We start from the raw sequence: 18,239 nt of genomic DNA, 5'->3' as shown, positions 1-18,239 counted from the left end.
AAAAAAAATGGTTATGATTTTTTGGCGGCGGATCATAACACATTGATATTTCAAGTAATATCGAAAATTTATTCTGATGAGCTGGCTAGTTTGGCGGCGCGCGAGAGTGTTCTTTGCGCGTGAATTCACTGCTCTAGAGCATCAGCGCGCCGCACTTGGACAGGAAACGATAGGTGAGCGGTTATAAGAGTAGTTTCCTAGGCCGAATGTTGTTCAAAGATTCGTATTTGATTTCGTGAGCCTGCGCTAGTTCTATCTATGCCGTAGTTGGTTGAGATAATTACCAGGCAAACGTTATTTTTTATAGAAGTATCCAGACGCTTGAACGATGATTTGTTGTGCTGCGTTATTCGATGCTAGTCCGCCACGACTGGTGATATCGATATAATGTTGACCTTCAGAATCAAAAATTTCACCAATACCATAATTCAGCATTGTCACGTCATCATTTGGTACAGCCCAAGAGTGGCTACAACTTGTTTGAGCATTAAAAACGCGGCAAAACCGCAGGGAAATAGGAAGGCGGCTGCTCGGGTAAAACTCTGGAGCAACTAGCAACGAGGTCAGCACGATTGCTCTTGAGCTTGTCACCGTGCCGAGTGTCAATCGGCTTGAGGAGTTTGTAAATGCAGTTCGAATATCAATCAGGTTGTTCGGCTGGATCGGTTTCAACTCCGACTCGTTACCGAGTAGCGGTACCACGACCACTTTTTGTTGTGCGTAAGATGGTTGATTTGATAGTAGTAAAACACACAGGCTACAAATTATGGCTAAAGCTTTTGAGGTTAACGTACTCACTGGTCACTCCGAAAAATGTACTTAAGATGGTTTTCAATCTTATAACCGTTAGACTGTGAATTTGTATCCCTTAAATAAGGGATATTAGAACGAAAATCCTTGAATCAAGCGTAGCTGTTACCTCAAACTGTGCAAGTAGTCTTTCCACTCGGCCGGCTTTCCGTAGTACGAACTGTGTGGCAGGCGAATAAATTGACCGTCTCTCTCGACGATTAAGGTTGGGTAGCCGCTTACCTGTAATTGCCCCATTACGTTATGGCTGGATTGGATCCAGTTCTTCGTAGCGAATTCCGCAGCAGCCATTTTTTCTTTCCATATTGCCTCATCAAGCCCTAATGAAACCGCCAAAGCCTGGAGCACTTCAGGTTTTCCAAGTGCTTTACCATTTTGATAATGCGCGGTTTGAATTGCTTTGAGCATGATATGTGGTTTGATCCCCATCTCAATACCAACGAGAAGTGCCTGGGTTGGTAGATACGAGTCAAGAACAAACTTCTCAGAGCTTGCGAGTCTTGCTTTATACGCGTCACCAAAGTGTGCTTTTGTCATTGCTGCGATTTGACCATCAGCCTGTAAGATATGTTGTCTAAAAGAACGATCAATCTCTTGCTTGCTAATCATTCCGCCCGGGTGGTAAGTGATCTCAAACTCTGGCATTTCTGCCAATATACCAACGAGTGGCGTTGCGCCGTAACACCAGCCACACATTGGATCGAAAAAATAATGTACCTTTACCATTCCATTTCGCCCTTATGTACTTTCGCTGCAATCTCGAGGTTTAAAGCACCTTGAGCGTTTGGGAATTTCGCAGTCAGAGTCTTAATTAACTCAGCACTGTTGTTGCTGTCTTCTTTCGCTTTTTGGAATGCGTTGATGTAATCAAGCGAGTGCTGAATAGTGTCCGCTGTTGTTGGGGTGCCCTGAGACATATGACCAGGTATAACCATTGCTGGCTTGAGCGCAATCATTTCGTTCAATTGTTGTTTCCAAGCTTCTTGAGATTCATCAGATTGCGCGTCCGCCATCCATAAATGCATGTTTCCAAAAACTCCAATATTGCCCAAAATTACTTTGCTTGAGGGAATCCATAGGTATGGTCGGTGAGCTAAAATACCTTCAGTGCCACGAATCTCAATCGTCTGCCCATCTATGGTTAAACTAGGCTTGGTATAAATTTTAGGAACAATCGGTTTTAGAGGCGCGTTTGCACCCATTTTAGGCCCCCAAAATTCAACTTTACTTGGCATTTTTTTTTCAAGCGCTTTTTGCACCGCAGGTGTAGTGATGATTTCCGCGTTGGGGAAGATCGCATGCAAAGTTTCAGCGCCAAAGTAATAATCAGGGTCTGCCTGGCTAATAAAGATACTGTTCAATTCTTTATTGGAATCGAAAACTTTTGCTGCGATGCGCAATGCATCCGCTTTGGTAAATCCAGCATCAATGACCATTGCTTCAGTTTCACCATAAACAAGGGTGGACGTAACACCAAAGCTGCTAGGGGCTGCATTGTATACGTCGATAGTTAGTGGCTTGGTGTCAGCTGCAAAGGCAGAATGTGCCATAAGGGCTGAGGCTACGAAGGAAATCAGTTTTTTCATGTTTAGTTACTCCTTGAAGAGTGATTGTTTAACTCATGAACTCATAATAAGAAATTGACTCATTCAGAAAAACATACAAAAATGGTCATTATTGTTTCATAAATCGCACCAATCATGCTTGGAGTCATGAAATGGATCGAGTGATCGCCGCTAAGGTATTTATTGACGTTGCACAATCCAACAGTTTTACCGTTACTGCAGATCGTTTAAATATGTCTCGACCAATGGTTACTCGGTACGTGGCAGCCATGGAAGATTGGCTCAACACTAGGCTGTTTCATCGCACGACCCGTAGAATCTCACTGACTTCAGCTGGCGAAGCTTGTTTAAATGACGTTGAACTCTGGCTTGAACAAGCGGATAAACTAAGTTCGTTAGCAAGTGTAGGAAAAGAATTGTCTGGTCTTGTCCGAGTTACGGCCAGTATGTCGTTTGGTTCTTCGCAACTTATGCCAGCCATCCAACAATTTATGCGGGCCCATCCTGAAGTGCGAGTAGATATTGATTTAGAAGACAACACGACTAACCTCGCTGAAAAAAGTATCGACCTTGCTTTGCGTATTGCTTCTAACCCAGATCCCTCTTTGATCGGTAAGCCGATTGCCCGTTGTGAGTCCGTGCTTGTTGCTTCGCCTGTTTACTTAGAAAAAGCTCAAGCAGCACTCGGTCAGATTCAGGAGCCACAAGATCTAACTGATCACGATTGTTTAGGTTACAAACACTTTGAAAGGCATATATGGCACTTATCCAAATTTGATCAATTTGAATCTGTTCCCGTAGATTGTCATCTGACCATTAATGAAGCCACCGCGATACTGCATGGAACACTCAATGGTGCGGGTATCGGTATGTTGCCAACCTATTTAGCCAATCGCTTCATTCTGAATGGCGAACTGATTCATGTCCTCCCTGAGTGGAAGCTCAAAGCCATGAATGTCTACGCGTTGTACTCTTCTAGAAAGCATTTATCTCCAACAGTGCGAGCGCTGATAGATCACTTAGCGGCGTATTTTCAGGATAATCCTTGGTGAATAGTTATTTGGCACCACGTGTTCGTGTCGCACCGTAACTGAATTCGCCAATCAGCAAAGGCGGGTCTCACTTCTTGACTAGCGCATGAGCCTAGTGGATGTTGTTAGAGTTTCTTCTGAATTTCAGCGTAAAAGACAGCTTTCTCTTTTTGATAGGCGTCTTTATCCTGCGGGTATTTAGAATGTAGCTGTGTTTTGAGCTTGTTTAGTTTTTGCACCAACGATGGGTTTGCACACATAGTTTCAACGAAGCCTAAATGCGTGCGGATGGCGTGGTGACCGACTGGGAAAATATGGAAGTGTACTTTCCTTTTCTGTTTGCTGAAGTACGCTCGACCTTCAATCCCGTAGCTACCTTTGTGGTGATACCCAATTCTTTCTAGGTTTTGCAGGTTTTCTCGAACATCTTCTAGGTTTGTTACAACCCCTAAAATATCAATACAGTTTTTTGCACAGAGCCCCTCAACTGCAGTAGAACCGATATGGTTTAGTTGGATTGAACCAACATATATCGACCGAATCAGTTTCGCTTCTTCTTGAAAGTCGTGAGGCCAATCATGGTTGTATGGATATATATACATTCCTTGTTCGCGCGATCGCTCACGCATCGCCTTTAAGCGCTGAGAGCGCAGTAGATTGTTGTCAATTAACTACTTTCTAGCTGTCCGATGTTGTATGACAGTTCGATTAGGTGAGTAGTTTTCAAAATACGTGACCGGACTAGAGGTGCTTTCTGAGATTAGGATTGCTGCAAAGTGTTAAAGCTCTTTTGCCCCAATTGACGCATAACATCATTCAAATCGTAATAAAATTTTTCACCGCTTAAGTAGCCATCTTTAAAGCGCACAACGACAGTAAATGGAAAACGGATAGCGTTGTTGGTTGGAGCAACCCCGAGAAACTCGCCTTTGTGAGTGCCCACGAAATGCGACTCGGCAATCAATAGACTGTCATCGACCCAATGCAGTATACCACCGTCGGAATGCAAGTCGAACGCGTCCCACCAGATCTGATAGTGGCGCGCGCATGCCTCGCGCCCTGTTAAATTAAGGCCAATAGGCTGATCTTCGAACAGGGTATCGGGATGCAGAGTCGCTAACGTTGTTTCCATGTCAAATTTCGCTTCTGCCGCCGTATGTTTAGCAAGTACCGCCATGTTTCTTTGTTTGATGTTCAATCTAGTGACTCCAGTTGGTGCGTTTATCTCGAATGGGTATCAAGCCAATTCGCGCTTTTGGTACGTGTTGACATGGGTGTTTCGTCACCAACTTGGTCGAGCAAGTCGGCCATCGTTACCTTTGATAACGCTTCGCGCCAAGCATTGGTTGCTTTGTCCATGGTTCGCGCAATGGCACATCGTGATGAATATCCTGACTTCGCAGCACAAGGGCCACTGCGCCGAATCTCTCGGCAATAGAAAATTGGCTCTACACCGTCTAATGCTTTCACAACATCGAGAACCGTAATGTTATCCGCGCGTTTAGCAAGCGCATAGCCACCCGTGCGACCAGGAGAGCCTGCGATTACGCCCGCAGCCCTGAGTTGCTTGAGGACTTTGGCTAGGGTGTTGGCAGACAAGTCGTGGAATGCCGCAATGTCAGAAGCCGCAAGCTCGCGCTTCTCAGGCGCAGCCGCGAGAACAAGCATGATGTGAAGCGCTGCTTCAGCTGAACTGTTTAATCTCATAAACTAGATATTAACAATACCTAATTTAAGGTGTCAATTGAAATCCAATACTCAGCGGTTGAGTTTATGAATTTCTATGCGGATAAACTGAGCCTTCAATTCTCGCCGCATCGCCCAAGCTATTAAGCTACTTCCAATAGAAACTGGCTAACCCGAACCAGGCCATCTAGTATGCTAGGTTCATGTGTGTTTATGGTCCAGCTTGATTCAGAATGTAGATGTCCATTGAGTATATAAATAGCCAAAAACCGCTATCGCTAGCACGATACACATTTGGATCGCTAGTGAACGCCATCGCAGCCCTCGGTTATTGAGTAGTGATTTAGGAATGACGTAGTTAGCAAGCAGGCGGCGTCTAAGAGTAAGCGCAAAGGTGATGAATCAAAATTTGCTACAGTGTTGTCCTTCATTCGCCAGTACGACAGCGCATAAGGCAGCAAAGGTTGGATGCAAGTACTTGCTCGCTGTATCCATACACTCCATTGTATTTTTCTTCTTGGCTTACTTTCTAACTACGTAGGGCAAGTACTCCAATAGATCGGTGTCCAGTCTTAGTATCCTGCGCAAGTCTGTGGTAGGGACTCGTTCTATTGCTACGGTTTGTATATTTGTTAGGAACCGTTGTTTGTCACAATTAACCTACTTGAACCGCCGTCTGTCCGGAGAGTTTGGTCAAGTAGGCTAGTAACATACGGGCCAATACAATGCATTGCGCTAAGCCATCTAGGATCTAGAACCGATGTTACGATTAATTTGCGTCGTCCAACAGTAGGTCTATCGCAGGATAGCTGGAAAAAGATGGTTTTACTTCCGGCGCAGTTTGACCTTCAATAGAAATTACACCTTTACCCCACTCGTAGACTACGAAATTTGAGCGTCGCGCGATATTCGTTGGCTGGCCGCCCCGAGCAGTTCCTGACACGAAAAAGCCGAAAATATCGCCGTTCTTAGGAGATATATCTCGAATAAATCTAAAATGACCGCGCTGCCACGCACTCTGCTTCTTGGTTGTCTGGCCTGGTCGTAGCCACTCCCATGTGCCAGCCTTCCAAATACCATTCTCTTTAACGATACCCCAAGCGTTGGCATTAACTCGCGTACCATAAATACTGATTCCAGGCCAAGAGTTAGTCGCATTAAAGGGCATATTGATAACTCCATTGCCGATGCTTAAATTCATGCTTGCTCCGACTGGCCAGGATTTAACTTGTGGCGCTTCAGTGAAAACCACGTCACTCAAGTCATCAGGGAAGCCTGCGTTGGCATTCAGTATAGACAGAGAAAGTGTCAAAAATGTCAGCGTTCTTAATAGTTTTTTCATAGATAGTTGGTTAGATGTTAAAAGTGTTTTTCTTCAGTCGCTATCACTAAAGCGATTCGCGAAAAGTTCTGCGGCGTTAGAGGTGGTTTCAGGAGGTATACCTCTCCCTCCTTATCCCCCTTCTGGCGAGGTATTATACCCGAAATCCTCTCACGCGTTTATTGCTCAAATTTCAATTCAGGGCTAGCCCGAGTCGCAGTTCATTCAAGTCGGTTTGACGGCGATACCTCCGGTGGATCTAGCACGGGATATAAGTAACTCCATCAGTAACTAAGAAAGCATGTAATGTGGGTCATTAGGTTGACAATACTACCCTTTGTGCCGGGAAAATCTCCTGCCAGCGGCAACAGCGAATTAATTTCCTGTTAAAACTGAGTCAAACATGGCGAGGCCGCAATTGGATCGTTTAAACGGGTCACCACTATTAACCAAACCAATACCAGATATTAAACGATTGCCCAGCGAGGGCGGCTTGGTTAGGATGGTGCACCAAAATCACGCGGTCCACCGTGACCCTTTCGCAGCGAGAATTGTTAGATGGACATGTTGAACGAATTTCGAGATATGGTGCAGCGCTTTTTGCAAGCTGAAGTTGAGCCGAATATCGAGCAATGGGAGGCGGATAAACTAATGCCCAAGTCGTTCTGGCCGGTGATGGGCGGTGCGGGTTTACTGTTGGTGGATTTTGAGGCGGAGCACGGTGGTGCGGAAGCCGACTTTGATGTGAGTCTAATGGTGCAGGAAGAGATGTGCCGCATGGGGTATCACGCCTTGGCGTCGGCCTACAATATTCACGCGAATATCGTTGCCCCATATATTTTGAATATCGGAACCGATGCGCAGAAGCAGCACTGGTTGCCGGGCATGGCGTCGGGCGAGATTGTGACGGCCTTAGGCATGACGGAGCCGAGTGCGGGCAGTGATTTGGCCGCGCTGAGAACGCGTGCGGTGCGCGATGGCGACGACTACATCATTAACGGATCCAAGGTATTTATCACCAATGGTATTCATGCCGACATGGTGGTGGTAGCGGCCAAAACCGACCCAGAAAAAGGCGCAAAAGGTGTGTCTTTGTTTTTGGTGGACGCCAGCTTGCCGGGCTTTGAAAAAGGCAAAAAGATCGAGAAGATGGGCCAACATAGTGGCGACACAGCGGAACTCTTTTTCTCAGATGTGCGTGTGCCCGCAGATGCCTTATTGGGTAAAGAAGGGCACGGCTTTGCCTATATGATGAGCGAGCTGCCACGCGAGCGCCTCGGTGTGGCAGTGCAAGCAATTGGTCACGTGCAAGGCGCGCTCGATATGACCGTTGAGTATGTGAAGGAACGTCAAGCGTTTGGTCAGTCTGTCGCAAAATTTCAAAACACGCGATTTAAGCTGGCTGATGTTAAAACCGAATTAGAGTTGTGTCGTGCATTGATGGAGAAGTGCCTGGCTAAGTTCAAGCGTGACGAGATGACCGTCGAAGACGCGGCGATGCTCAAATACGCCGCCACTGACATGCAGGTGCGCGTGATTAGCGAATGTCTGCAATTGTTCGGCGGTTATGGTTACACCGATGAATACCCGATTTCACGTTTCTACCGTGATGCGCGCGTGCAGACGATCTACGCGGGCAGTACCGAGATCATGAAAGAGATTGTGGCCCGGAGTATTTTGGGGCGCTAATCTCGGACTCGCTGCTCTGAGTGACCAGCGCGGCGTGTCCTGTCTGTTTTTGACCTAGGAACGGCAACCCAAGGAAAGTCATCGCGCTGGCGCTCTCAAACCCGCAGATATTCTTGAAAATTAGGTTGGGTTTTAAGTAGTCAAAGTGGAATGCTGGCTTTCGTATGTTGCACCGCCGCTGACCTATTTAATGAAAGCAGGCAAAATTCTCTCTGCGGTTAATCGCAACGGCCTCATTTCTCGATCATGCCCCGTTGTTACCACCATCAGGTCAAGTTCGTCGATCAAAATGATATATTGCCCGCCCCCGCCTTGTGCTGATCGGCTGAAATAGCGTTTACCGTCATATTCCAAGTCAGCCTGCCACCAAAAATAGCCGTAACCGGGGTTGGTGACAACGCTGTTAGTGAAAAAGATGTCATCGGGCTCTATGTGGATCACTTTGTTGGTTCCGATATCGAGATACGCCTCAGGGATCAATTGTTCGCCCTGCCAGCTTCCTTTGTTGGCGACCAGCATGCCCCATTTGAGCATATCGCGTGACGTCATTGCGGAGCCAGAACCGGCGCTTGGCAGACCGCTAACGCTCTCATTCCAGTCGAATGTTGTGATGCCAAGCTTGGTCAAAACCTCTTGCTCGATAAACTGTTTTGCGCTGCCTGGCACAACCGTTTCCAACACGTGCATAACCATCGATGGGTCGGTGCCTTGATACAGAAACGTTTGCGACTGCGGCGTTATTGTCTCGCTGTGCTCAAAATAGGCTTGTATCAAGCCTTGGCCTTGTAGCTGCTTTGGGTTTTTCTCTAACTCGTCAAGCGTTCCTTCAGGAATTCGTAGGCCAGACGTCATGGTTAACGCATGATGCAGCGTAACCAACTCAGCGCCTTCGACAAGTGTGTTTTTATCAAGATCGGTAAGAAAGCTAATAACAGGCCTATGCAAATCTTCCATAGTCATGTAACCCATTTGAATGGCCCTACCCAGCGCCAACCCAGTGTAGGCTTTGGTTGCGGATGCTTGCGGATGAGGCATGTTCCTGCGGCCGCGAAGATAATACGATTCGAATAGTAACTTGCCTTTATGCGCGATGAGCAGGCTATCAACACGAGCATGTTTCTGATCGGCTATCTCGTGGGCTATTTGCATAATCCTACGTCGGTCACTAGCATCATGACCTAACACACCAACTGGAATAGAATCGTTAAGGTCAGCGGGGCTTGCGTCGACAAACTCCAGTTTTAATGGTGCGATGTCTCGAAATGTAACCTCTGTCTGTTCCGCCAGTGCTTCGTTTATCAAGTTAGATAACCAAGTCACGCCACGTACCCCAGTCATTGGGAAAGCCGTCTGATGACTACCTTCAATTTGGACTTTGGACACCGACAATGTTTCGTCGCCAATACTGTTGAGTAGTGCAATGTACTGATCGATATACCCTTGCCGCCCCTTTTCCAATGAGCCATGCGTAATGTAAATATTTGCATCCATCTTTGCCGGGCTCGACTCGGATTTTTCTAATAGCTCAGTCAAGTAAGGGATGTCGCCATCCAGTGATGGGCTGCCGAGCAGGTAGTTTTTAAACGTATCAGGGCGTGCTATAGCAATGTAACTTCCAAATAAGCCGCCTGCCGAATAGCCGAAATAGCTTCGATTATGTGAGTTGGCGCGATAATGCTTCTCGACATGGGTGATTACATCTTCGCGAATGAATCGTAAATGGCTGCCGGCGTTTCCAAATTGATATTTTGATTGTCGGTCTGCATTGCTTGATTCCAACAGTGTGTAGTCGCGGAATCGACTCACGTGGGGTCCAACCTCTTCAAGCAACCTCGTTGGCATATCCTTTTGCCACGAAATGCCGACCAGAATGACCTCTTCTAACAGGTACTCTTGGGCAGCGGACAATAGTTCAATATGCCAATCTGCGTCGGTAAAGTAGATGACTGGATACTCATCCTCAGAACCGTCTGAGTAAGTGTTTGGCAGTTTTATATACAACTCATACAGACCACCTGTGGCACTGTTTTCAATGGGAACTATCTCGGTTCTGGGTATTTGAAACCCTTGACGTTCGGAAGCAAGGCTACCTGAAAACGAGATAAAACAAATTAGACTTATACACAATTGTCGATACATGTGGCGATTGATTTGAATGACGGTTATTGGGTGCTTCATTTTCAGTACGCCACGACTAAAAAACCTGACGTTTACCTGATTTCTTGGTGAATTTTGGGTGCAACACCCAAACACGCGTTTGTTGCCCCTCAATTGGTCTAATTGTTATGGTAGTCTCGGACAACTGCACACTCGACGAGCTTTAATAGGGCCACACGGCATGGCAATGCAATACTGGGTTGGTGACCGATATATTGACCTAACTCGAAATCAAATCACTCGTCATGCGACGGTGCTGACTTTAGCGCCCAAAGCGCTCGCCGTTTTAACATTGTTGGCAGAAAGACAAGGTTCGGTGGTTACTCAGGATGAGTTGCTTGATCGTGTCTGGAACAATACGGTCGTGAGCCCAAACACATTGCAACGAAGCATCGCGCAATTGCGAAAAGCATTTGATGACGATGCCAAACATCAAAGGGCCATAAAAACACATTCAAAGCGAGGCTATAGCTTGGAGCTTGCGGTAAGGTGGCAGGACAGCTTTGACGGTAGAGCGCTACTGCCTTCGCCAGCCTCGGATTCTCTCCCGATGTCGCGCAATCGAAAGTTGTTCTTGAGCTTTGTTGGCGTCGCTCTCGTTTTGAGCGCGGCGATACTATTTAAACGAGTTCAAAGTTCGCAGCCCTTCTCCATAGAGTCGATTCAAGCAATGACCGCGACCGACAACAAGGAATTTAATGCGATTTATTCAGCGGACGGTGAGTACATCATTTTTAATCGCTACCATGAGAAGTTTTGTCGCAGCCGAATCTGGGCCAAGCACCTTGGTTCGCAGCAAGAAACCTTACTAACCCCATGGGGAAATTATGGCAGCATCAGCCTCTCGCCAAATGGCACCCAGTTGGCGTTTATCGAACGCGAGCGCTGCGATACGCCGCAGCCCGTAACGCCGTGCTTTTCATTGAAAAGCTTAGATTTTGAAAAAGCACTCGCAGGAGACACTGCTGTATCGATATTAAAGACCTGCAACAACGCGCAGATCAAGAACCCGCGCTGGCTATCGGATGAAACCCTAGTGCTGATGCACAAGCCGACAAATCAGTGGCAACTGGTTAAGTTTTCCATCACTGACTCGAACAGCGAAGTACTGTATCAGTCTCAAGCTGGGACCATACAAAGTTTTGATATAGCACCTACCGAACCACGCATCGCACTCATCATGCTAGATGAACTTAATCAGCCTATTCTCGAACTGATAACTGGCGATGGCGAACGAACTTCAAGTAAAAAAGTGCAGGAACATCCAGGAATTACCGGGCATAAAATGTTTTACCCCCGGTTCGTACCGAATGAATCATCGTTGATGTTCAGTACCGGTCGTCAATTGTTTACGTTGTCGTATGAGGGCAAGGTTCAACGAGTCATGCTGCCCTTAGACGAAGCCATGGGAACGCCACTATTTGGACCAAACGCTAAGAAAGCGCTTGCAATTAAAGGGGTCTATGACAGCGACATAGGTACGCTTGATTTGTCCAAATTGGAGAATTCTTTGTCACCATCAATATCTGAGAACCAAATTACCAACATAGCACGCTCTAACTCTGGCGATGCAGAGGGCGTTTTTCAGCCAGGTGGAAACGCCATAGCGTACAAGTCGACACGTACCGGCACTGAACAACTCTGGCTAAGTGACGGAGACTCTCTGACTCAACTAACTGATCTGCCGTTGGACTCAAGAATACGCGGGTTCCGTTGGTCCACCGATGGTTCAAGGCTGCTGGCCAATGTTGATGGACTGCTGGTTGCGATGCCGCTGAACGGGACTGAACAGCGCATCATCACGAGTGGCCCGATCACTAAGTTGTTCTACTGGCATAGTGATACCAACATGGCGGTGGTAAACATGCTGGAGCGAGGCAATGAAGTTTTTGCACAGGTAGACCTGACTACCGGTGAACATATTAAGCTCAGAGACAGCGCCGTCGTGTGGGCAGCCATGAGCGAGGCAGGCCAATTGATTTATCTGGATCATAAAAATCAGTACTGGCAATCAGATGTGGTTGAAGATGTTTTAATCACACCATTGATTTCGCAAGGTAGTGATAAGCGCTTTATCTTGAAAGGTGAAACTCTCTATGGCGTAAATGAAGACTTTCAGCTGTGGACGTACAAACTTAAACATCAAGAGTTCACCCTGCTAAATTTCTTGCCTGAGAATATTGACTACCTTACTGATGCCCGAAATGATTTGTTACTGCTCACCTACGTCATCGCCGCGAAGAAAGAAATCGTTGAACTTACCCTAGCTGAATAGAAACCCAGACAAGTTCTCACGGACAACCGAGCAAATGATGGCGAATCCGGCGAACGACTTAGTCATCGTTTTGAGTGCGTTCATTTAACAGGATCATTTCCTTAGCAACGAGCGCCGCGGAAGGGAGAAACATGGTTGAGACGATACGTTGGTCGATAACGACGTCACGTTTGTCAGCAATGGTTTCTTTGTTGAGGGCGATTGCCCCGTTTTTATTCAACTGACTCTCGACCAAGAAGGGTAGTAAGGTGCCTTGCTTGGCCCACGGTTTACTTTTCTCGGTTGAGTCTGGAAACGCAGCAATACGCTTGCCTTTTACCAAGTATTCCCCGGTCGATAATTTCACATTCGCGAACCCGGCGGACCCATGGCCACCAGCGCCGACGATGCCACCAGCCTCATAAAGTTTGGCGATAAGTTTTTGCACACCTTCGTCGTGCGCCACGTCAAATACCGGACCTGCACCGCCGCCAATATAAATTCCCCAATAGTCATTGGGGTCGACCTGATCAGGTGTCAGGGTGTTTTTTGCCTTGTCCATAAACCCTTCGTATTCAATGGTGTAGCTGCTGATGCCAAGGGGTTCCATAAAGAAGTGGACTTCGCCGCCGCTCGGCGATGCAAAATCGACCTCGAATCCGTGGCTCACAAAAACATGATACGGCGGTGCCACTTCCCAAAGATTGTTTCGAGCTTCGTGCTTTTCTGGGTCGCCCATGTCTTGCATATTGGATGCAATGATTAAGACTTTGCGAGCTTCCTCGGCCTGGACCGGGTTTGTGCCAATTAGAGCGAACGCGACCAGCCCGCAAGCCAGATGGTGTAATTTCATAAGTTAAACCTGTGCAGTAGTGTCGGGCCTCCGTGCGTGGTCCCGACACTGCCGAGTAACAGTTAGAGTTCCTTCACACGCACACTGCCGCCGCTGGTCGCCAGCTTCAGTTCTGGCCCACCGCCATTGATTTCGCCCTTAATACGCGTTTGTTTCAAAGTGCCGTTTACGGGAATCTCGCTACTGACGCTGCCGCCACTGGTGCGTGCATCGAGGTCAACCGCGATGTTCGGTGCCAGATACGCAGTCACGCTCCCGCCCGACGTGGTTAGCGCGCTGTCTTCGGTCGGTTGCTTGGTGAGTTTAGCCGTGATGCTGCCGCCCGAGGTGTGCGCTTTTAGGTTGCCAGCTACTTCTTCAATCTTGATTGAGCCGCCAGACGTGCGTACGTTGACGTCGCCGTTGATGGCACCGACTCGAATGCTGCCACCAGACGTATGCGCGTCAACATCACCGGTTAGCTTCTCTAAGGCAATCGAACCGCCACCGGTTCGCAGATGTACGTCATAACGCTCGGGCACAGTCACTTTGTAGTGCACATCCAGGCTGAAACCTTTCAACCAGCTACTGGGTTTCTTGCCGTTGATTTTTAGGTCGCCGCCGGACTGATCCATGGTGATGGTAAAGTCGTCGGCATTGCGGCCGCGCTTATCCACTTCGACCTCAACGGTGTCGCGATTATGAGTGGAGACCTCAATTGAGCCAGCGTCGGAGTCGATAAACAGGCTGCCGCCTTGTTCAACCTGGAATGCGCGCTTCAGTGTTGCTGGTTTGGCCATGGAAAAACTCGCCACCACTAATAGGGCACAGGTGCCGATGACGCCCAGCAAAGTACTTTTCTTCATTGTTCAATGTCTCTGTTTGTGTTGCGTGTGTAATCTTAGATGCAGGTTTTGCGATTTTGGATTACACAAATGCAAATTATTTTTTAAAATTTGCTCACCACAAGTACATGCTTGCGCGTTGGTTTAAAATATGAAGTTTGAACGTGGTGGTGCATGGCACTCCGGCGAAGCCGTAACAGACGTGCAGTGGCAACAGGTGCTCTTCACGTGGATGGCAATAGCGTGCGAACGGTGCAGAAGCCCAGTCGACAAGTCGCTGCCTGCGTTGCTGTTCGTTTAAGGCATGATCGCCACAGGTCGTCGCTAGCCAATTTTCAAAGGCGGCGTTTTTGGCGTCGGTTCCTGCACTGCGTGCCTGAAAGAATGCCTGCATATTATGGAATGAAAACCCGGAGCCGATGATCAGTAGATTGTCATTGATGGTGCTGCGTAGGGCCTGCCCCAATTCGATATGCGCTGCCGGGTTAAGGTGGTTCAGCAGTGACAGCTGCACACAGGGAATATCCGCTTCTGGGTACATGATCTTGAGCGGCACATACATGCCATGGTCAAAACCGCGTTGCGTATCAAGCTTGGGACTAATCCCGGCAGCCTGAAGCGAGCGGTATAGACGCTCAGCCAGCGCAGGGTCACCGGGGGCCGGATACGCGAGTTGGTAGGCCGCAGCTGGGAAGCCATGGTAATCGTAAATCAGATCAGGGTTCGGAGCAGCGGTCATGGTGGCTTGAGGCGCTTCCCAGTGTGCGCTGACCACCACAATAGCGCTTGGTTTTTCAATCTGGTTGGCGACGGCGCGTAAGCAATCCACCATCTCAGCATGCCCAGGGTCGCCCAGTAGCGGCATTGGTCCACCGCCATGCGAGACAAAAAGTGCACGAGATTTCTTAATCATGACCACCGTTACGATTGGGTTGATGAATTCCCAAGGCGTGCCAAATTCATCGGTTCACAGGGCGCAATTACAAGTGGCCGCTGTGCGGCCCCGGGTGCCTAAAACATTACCGAGCGACCACCGTCAACGGCAATGACTTGTCCGGTAATGTAGTCGGCATCGTCGATTAAAAACTGAACCAGTTTGGCAACGTCTTCAGGTTGCCCCATGCGTTGCATGGGAATTTTTTCCAACACCTCTTTGGGTGCTGCTTCCAGCGATGAGTGCTCGGGCCATAAAATTGCCCCGGGTGCGACCGCGTTTACGCGGATATCCGGTGCCAGATCACGCGCCAGCGACTTGGTTAACATTTCCAAGCCGGCTTTGGCAGAGCAGTAAATCGGGTGATTGGCCATTGGGTGGCGCGCGTGGATGTCGACCAAATTTACAATCGAGCCCTGGCGTTTGCGCAGATGCTTGACGGCCGCTTTGGCAATAAATGCCGGTGCTTTCAAGTTGCTGCCGACCAGGTCGCCCCAAAAGTCGTCTTCGATTAATTCGATTGGCGTGGGGTAAAATGTGGAGGCGTTATTGATGACCACATCCAGATGACCAAATTCCGTCACGCATTGTTCGATCATGCCTGGGATACAGCTTAAATCGAGCAAGTCTCCTTGGACCGCGATTGCGCTATCAGGCCGTGTGGCATTCAACGCTTCAATCAGCCCATGTGCATCTGCGGCCGAGGAGCGATAGTGCACCGCAATATTGTGTCCGGCTGCGTGCAAGGTCAGCGCGATCTGGCGACCGATACGACGAGCGCCACCGGTGATTAAAATGGATTTGGCAGAAGCGTTCATTTTGGGATGCAAATAACACGACAAAATCTTACTATATCGCATTCCCGTCAATTCGCATTTAACTTCCACGCTATCCGTATGGATTTATTTCACGCTGTGGTGCTGGCCATTTTACAAGGCCTCACCGAATTTCTGCCTATATCGAGTTCGGCACATCTAATTCTAGTGCCGGAGCTACTGGGCTGGCCGGATCAAGGCCTGGCGTTTGATGTGGCCGTACACGTTGGCACTTTGTTGGCGGTGGTGTTGTTTTTAATGCCGGAAATTCGACGCATCGTTCCCGCTTGGTTGGTTGGTTGGGGTACGCGTCGATGGAATGCCGACGGTCAGCTGGGCTGGCTGGTGATCTTGGCAACTATCCCAGTGGGGCTGGTTGGCCTGCTACTTGGTGACTGGATTGAACTGAATCTGCGCTCGGCGCTGGTTATTGCGGCGAGCACATTGGTGTTTGGTCTGCTGTTGGGTTGGGCGGATCGAGGTGGCGATCGCAATCAACGTCAAATGACAAGCTTGGGTTGGAAGCACACTTTGCTGGTCGGTGCCGCACAGGCGCTGGCTTTGATTCCCGGTACCTCGCGTTCGGGTATCACCATGACCGCGCTACTTGCCTTGGGTTATACCCGCACTGCAGCAGCACGATTCTCGTTTTTGATGGCGGTTCCAGCGATCGCTTTGCCAGGTTTGCTGAAGACCATGGAGTTGACCCAACAGGCGGCTTCGGCAGACTGGTACGCTATTGCTGTTGGCGTGGTGGTGTCGGCGACAGTCGCATTTTTATGCATGAAGGTCTTTATGCGTTTTGTCGAGCGAGTTGGCATGTTGCCATTTGTTATTTACCGAATTTTATTGAGCCTGGTTATAGTAGGATTAATGGTATGAGTGACACCGATTTTCGCCAGCGCTTTGTCTTCGACAAGCTCGATGTACGTGGCTGTATTGTACGGTTGGATAAAACCAGTCAAACCATTCAGGATACCCATCATTACCCGCCCCATTTGGCGCATACGCTGAATGAATTTGCGCTGGCCGCAACCTTGTTGCGCGATTCAATTAAAGTGCCTGGTGGTGTGACGATCCAGTTGCGTACGGCTGGTGCGATCTCCTTGATGATGGCGGATTGCATGGCTGATCGACGGGTGCGTGCGATTGCTGAGTACACGTCTGAAAATCTGCCGGCAGATTCGGCCATTCATTTGAATGAGATGGGTAATGGTTCAACGTTGGCAATCACCATCACCCCTGAAGAAGGCGAGCGCTACCAGAGCATTGTGCCGATTGAGCAGCCAACGCTGAGCCAGTGTTTGGAAGATTACTTTGCCCGTTCGGAGCAACTGCCTAGCTTGTTTCAATTTTTCACTGATGGGCATGTAGCCTTAGGCATTGCCTTGCATGCCTTGCCTCAAGAAAAAGTACGCGACGCCGCGCTCAGCGTGGAACACTTTTCACGTCTTGAAATGTTACTGTCGAGCTTGACGCAGAAAGAAGCCCTGACCTTGTCGTCGGAGGATATTCTTCGCCGCTTATTCCACGAGGAAGCCTGTCGCTTGTTTGATACGTACCCGGTTGAGTTTGGCTGCGTGTGTTCAGCACAGAAGTCGCTGGATGCAGTCGCCGCATTGGGTGAAGAAGACGTACGTGCATTGATTCAGGAACAACAAGACGCTGGGCATCCAGCTTTGGTGGTCGATTGCCACTTTTGCTTCCAGCGCTACGAACTCGATTTTAACGACCTAACCAACCTGTTTACGTCATGAGTACCTCACTGAAAGATCAGCTGCTTGCTGCCGGACTCGTCAAAAAGAAAGACGTTCAAAACGCCAAGTCAGCAAAGAAAAAAGCCCCGAGTGCCCCTAAGAAAAAGCGCAATAAATTAAGCGACACGACCTTGCGCGCTCAGCGTGCAATGCTTGATAAGGCGAAGAAGGATAAGGCCCTCAATGCGCAACGAAAAGCCGAAGCTGAGCGAAAAGCGCGGTATGCGCAAATCAAGCAGCTAGTGGACGGCGGTAAGCTGGATCGCAAAGAAGGCGAAACCGCGTTCAACTTTACGCATAAGAAAAAAGTCAAAACCATCTATGTGACTGAGCAACAGCACCGCTTGTTAAGCAACGATCAAGTGGTCATCGTTGCCATGGACAATGAACTGTATGAGATTGTGCCTAAGAAGGTGGCCGAGCAGGTGGCCAAGCGCGAGTCCCATCGTGTGATTCAATTGGCCAATGACAAAGCGGATGCACCGGCTGCGGATGACCCGTATGCGGATTATCAAATTCCTGATGATCTGATGTGGTAAGCCA

18 protein-coding genes are annotated in these 18,239 nt (G+C 48.5%); 6 read left to right on the top strand and 12 right to left on the bottom strand.

The window, feature by feature from the left end; translation table 11 throughout:
- Positions 1 to 294: 294 nt before the first annotated feature.
- The 3 genes from IE055_RS16150 to IE055_RS16140 all read right to left on the bottom strand — a co-directional run bounded on the left by IE055_RS16150 (position 295) and on the right by IE055_RS16140 (position 2,396).
- The gene (locus IE055_RS16150; RefSeq protein ID WP_189402721.1) at positions 295 to 798 is read right to left on the bottom strand and encodes a hypothetical protein; all 504 of its coding nucleotides are present in this window, start codon (positions 796 to 798) and stop codon (positions 295 to 297) included.
- Between the two features lie 117 nt (positions 799 to 915).
- On the bottom strand, positions 916 to 1,536 hold the full coding sequence (locus IE055_RS16145; RefSeq protein WP_189402720.1) for a DsbA family protein: 621 nt from the start codon (positions 1,534 to 1,536) through the stop codon (positions 916 to 918).
- Entirely contained in the window at positions 1,530 to 2,396 is an 867-nt protein-coding gene (locus tag IE055_RS16140) for an MBL fold metallo-hydrolase (protein ID WP_189402719.1), read from the bottom strand. The genes IE055_RS16145 and IE055_RS16140 overlap by 7 nt, the downstream gene beginning before the upstream one ends.
- Positions 2,397 to 2,527: 131 nt before the next feature.
- On the opposite strand from IE055_RS16140, the gene IE055_RS16135 reads away from it, so the two are divergent.
- Positions 2,528 to 3,427 (top strand): LysR family transcriptional regulator, encoded by a 900-nt coding sequence (locus IE055_RS16135; RefSeq protein WP_189402718.1) that lies wholly within the window; start codon positions 2,528 to 2,530, stop codon positions 3,425 to 3,427.
- A gap of 104 nt (positions 3,428 to 3,531) precedes the next feature.
- Here IE055_RS16135 and IE055_RS16130 read toward each other — a convergent pair whose 3' ends face one another.
- The 4 genes from IE055_RS16130 to IE055_RS16115 form a co-directional block, all read right to left on the bottom strand.
- The gene (locus tag IE055_RS16130) at positions 3,532 to 4,035 is read right to left on the bottom strand and encodes a GrpB family protein (RefSeq protein WP_229794333.1); all 504 of its coding nucleotides are present in this window, start codon (positions 4,033 to 4,035) and stop codon (positions 3,532 to 3,534) included.
- Between the two features lie 131 nt (positions 4,036 to 4,166).
- Positions 4,167 to 4,583, bottom strand: a complete 417-nt coding sequence (locus tag IE055_RS16125; RefSeq protein ID WP_229794332.1) for an ester cyclase — start codon at positions 4,581 to 4,583, stop codon at positions 4,167 to 4,169.
- 44 nt (positions 4,584 to 4,627) lie between these two features.
- On the bottom strand, positions 4,628 to 5,113 hold the full coding sequence (locus tag IE055_RS16120; RefSeq protein WP_189402716.1) for an RrF2 family transcriptional regulator: 486 nt from the start codon (positions 5,111 to 5,113) through the stop codon (positions 4,628 to 4,630).
- A gap of 748 nt (positions 5,114 to 5,861) precedes the next feature.
- On the bottom strand, positions 5,862 to 6,434 hold the full coding sequence (locus IE055_RS16115; protein ID WP_189402715.1) for a hypothetical protein: 573 nt from the start codon (positions 6,432 to 6,434) through the stop codon (positions 5,862 to 5,864).
- 537 nt (positions 6,435 to 6,971) lie between these two features.
- Between IE055_RS16115 and IE055_RS16110 the strand changes: the two genes are divergently transcribed.
- Positions 6,972 to 8,102, top strand: a complete 1,131-nt coding sequence (locus IE055_RS16110; RefSeq protein ID WP_189402714.1) for an acyl-CoA dehydrogenase family protein — start codon at positions 6,972 to 6,974, stop codon at positions 8,100 to 8,102.
- 183 nt (positions 8,103 to 8,285) lie between these two features.
- Here IE055_RS16110 and IE055_RS16105 read toward each other — a convergent pair whose 3' ends face one another.
- Positions 8,286 to 10,280, bottom strand: coding sequence for a serine hydrolase (locus tag IE055_RS16105; RefSeq protein ID WP_189402713.1), 1,995 nt, complete (start codon positions 10,278 to 10,280; stop codon positions 8,286 to 8,288).
- A gap of 160 nt (positions 10,281 to 10,440) precedes the next feature.
- On the opposite strand from IE055_RS16105, the gene IE055_RS16100 reads away from it, so the two are divergent.
- The gene (locus IE055_RS16100) at positions 10,441 to 12,534 is read left to right on the top strand and encodes a winged helix-turn-helix domain-containing protein (protein WP_189402712.1); all 2,094 of its coding nucleotides are present in this window, start codon (positions 10,441 to 10,443) and stop codon (positions 12,532 to 12,534) included.
- 58 nt (positions 12,535 to 12,592) lie between these two features.
- Here IE055_RS16100 and IE055_RS16095 read toward each other — a convergent pair whose 3' ends face one another.
- The 4 genes from IE055_RS16095 to IE055_RS16080 all read right to left on the bottom strand — a co-directional run bounded on the left by IE055_RS16095 (position 12,593) and on the right by IE055_RS16080 (position 15,942).
- Positions 12,593 to 13,366: a type 1 glutamine amidotransferase domain-containing protein gene (locus tag IE055_RS16095; RefSeq protein ID WP_189402711.1), complete on the bottom strand. Its 774-nt coding sequence runs from the start codon at positions 13,364 to 13,366 to the stop codon at positions 12,593 to 12,595.
- A 62-nt stretch (positions 13,367 to 13,428) separates the two neighbouring features.
- A complete protein-coding gene (locus IE055_RS16090; protein ID WP_189402710.1) occupies positions 13,429 to 14,211 on the bottom strand; it encodes a DUF4097 family beta strand repeat-containing protein in 783 nt (260 codons plus the stop codon).
- 94 nt (positions 14,212 to 14,305) lie between these two features.
- Positions 14,306 to 15,103 carry a DODA-type extradiol aromatic ring-opening family dioxygenase gene (locus IE055_RS16085; RefSeq protein WP_189402709.1) on the bottom strand — a complete coding sequence of 266 codons (798 nt, stop codon included), beginning with the start codon at positions 15,101 to 15,103 and terminating at the stop codon, positions 14,306 to 14,308.
- A gap of 98 nt (positions 15,104 to 15,201) precedes the next feature.
- Complete coding sequence (locus IE055_RS16080) at positions 15,202 to 15,942, bottom strand: pteridine reductase (RefSeq protein ID WP_189402708.1); 741 nt, start codon at positions 15,940 to 15,942, stop codon at positions 15,202 to 15,204.
- Between the two features lie 78 nt (positions 15,943 to 16,020).
- Between IE055_RS16080 and IE055_RS16075 the strand changes: the two genes are divergently transcribed.
- From IE055_RS16075 to IE055_RS16065, 3 genes are read left to right on the top strand one after another with little or no spacing between them, the layout of a single operon-like run.
- Positions 16,021 to 16,821, top strand: coding sequence for an undecaprenyl-diphosphate phosphatase (locus tag IE055_RS16075; protein WP_189402707.1), 801 nt, complete (start codon positions 16,021 to 16,023; stop codon positions 16,819 to 16,821).
- Positions 16,818 to 17,696 (top strand): Hsp33 family molecular chaperone HslO, encoded by an 879-nt coding sequence (hslO, locus tag IE055_RS16070; RefSeq protein WP_189402706.1) that lies wholly within the window; start codon positions 16,818 to 16,820, stop codon positions 17,694 to 17,696. The genes IE055_RS16075 and hslO overlap by 4 nt, the downstream gene beginning before the upstream one ends.
- Positions 17,693 to 18,235: a DUF2058 domain-containing protein gene (locus IE055_RS16065; RefSeq protein WP_189402705.1), complete on the top strand. Its 543-nt coding sequence runs from the start codon at positions 17,693 to 17,695 to the stop codon at positions 18,233 to 18,235. The genes hslO and IE055_RS16065 overlap by 4 nt, the downstream gene beginning before the upstream one ends.
- Positions 18,236 to 18,239 lie beyond the last annotated feature (4 nt).

Source organism: Arenicella chitinivorans, assembly GCF_014651515.1.
GTDB lineage: Bacteria > Pseudomonadota > Gammaproteobacteria > Arenicellales > Arenicellaceae > Arenicella > Arenicella chitinivorans.
The sequence above is the reverse complement of the archived record's forward strand: the minus strand, read 5'-3'. Positions and strand labels throughout refer to the sequence as shown.

Excerpts from the sequence above, each read along its gene's own strand:
- IE055_RS16145 (WP_189402720.1), bottom strand. The coding sequence starts at position 1,536 with ATGGTAAAGGTACATTATTTTTTCGATCCAATGTGTGGCTGGTGTTAC.
- IE055_RS16140 (WP_189402719.1), bottom strand. The coding sequence starts at position 2,396 with ATGAAAAAACTGATTTCCTTCGTAGCCTCAGCCCTTATGGCACATTCT.
- IE055_RS16135 (WP_189402718.1), top strand. The coding sequence starts at position 2,528 with ATGGATCGAGTGATCGCCGCTAAGGTATTTATTGACGTTGCACAATCC.
- IE055_RS16130 (WP_229794333.1), bottom strand. The coding sequence starts at position 4,035 with ATGCGTGAGCGATCGCGCGAACAAGGAATGTATATATATCCATACAAC.
- IE055_RS16125 (WP_229794332.1), bottom strand. The coding sequence starts at position 4,583 with ATGGCGGTACTTGCTAAACATACGGCGGCAGAAGCGAAATTTGACATG.
- IE055_RS16120 (WP_189402716.1), bottom strand. The coding sequence starts at position 5,113 with ATGAGATTAAACAGTTCAGCTGAAGCAGCGCTTCACATCATGCTTGTT.
- IE055_RS16115 (WP_189402715.1), bottom strand. The coding sequence starts at position 6,434 with ATGAAAAAACTATTAAGAACGCTGACATTTTTGACACTTTCTCTGTCT.
- IE055_RS16110 (WP_189402714.1), top strand. The coding sequence starts at position 6,972 with ATGGACATGTTGAACGAATTTCGAGATATGGTGCAGCGCTTTTTGCAA.
- IE055_RS16105 (WP_189402713.1), bottom strand. The coding sequence starts at position 10,280 with ATGAAGCACCCAATAACCGTCATTCAAATCAATCGCCACATGTATCGA.
- IE055_RS16100 (WP_189402712.1), top strand. The coding sequence starts at position 10,441 with ATGGCAATGCAATACTGGGTTGGTGACCGATATATTGACCTAACTCGA.
- IE055_RS16095 (WP_189402711.1), bottom strand. The coding sequence starts at position 13,366 with ATGAAATTACACCATCTGGCTTGCGGGCTGGTCGCGTTCGCTCTAATT.
- IE055_RS16090 (WP_189402710.1), bottom strand. The coding sequence starts at position 14,211 with ATGAAGAAAAGTACTTTGCTGGGCGTCATCGGCACCTGTGCCCTATTA.
- IE055_RS16085 (WP_189402709.1), bottom strand. The coding sequence starts at position 15,103 with ATGATTAAGAAATCTCGTGCACTTTTTGTCTCGCATGGCGGTGGACCA.
- IE055_RS16080 (WP_189402708.1), bottom strand. The coding sequence starts at position 15,942 with ATGAACGCTTCTGCCAAATCCATTTTAATCACCGGTGGCGCTCGTCGT.
- IE055_RS16075 (WP_189402707.1), top strand. The coding sequence starts at position 16,021 with ATGGATTTATTTCACGCTGTGGTGCTGGCCATTTTACAAGGCCTCACC.
- hslO (WP_189402706.1), top strand. The coding sequence starts at position 16,818 with ATGAGTGACACCGATTTTCGCCAGCGCTTTGTCTTCGACAAGCTCGAT.
- IE055_RS16065 (WP_189402705.1), top strand. The coding sequence starts at position 17,693 with ATGAGTACCTCACTGAAAGATCAGCTGCTTGCTGCCGGACTCGTCAAA.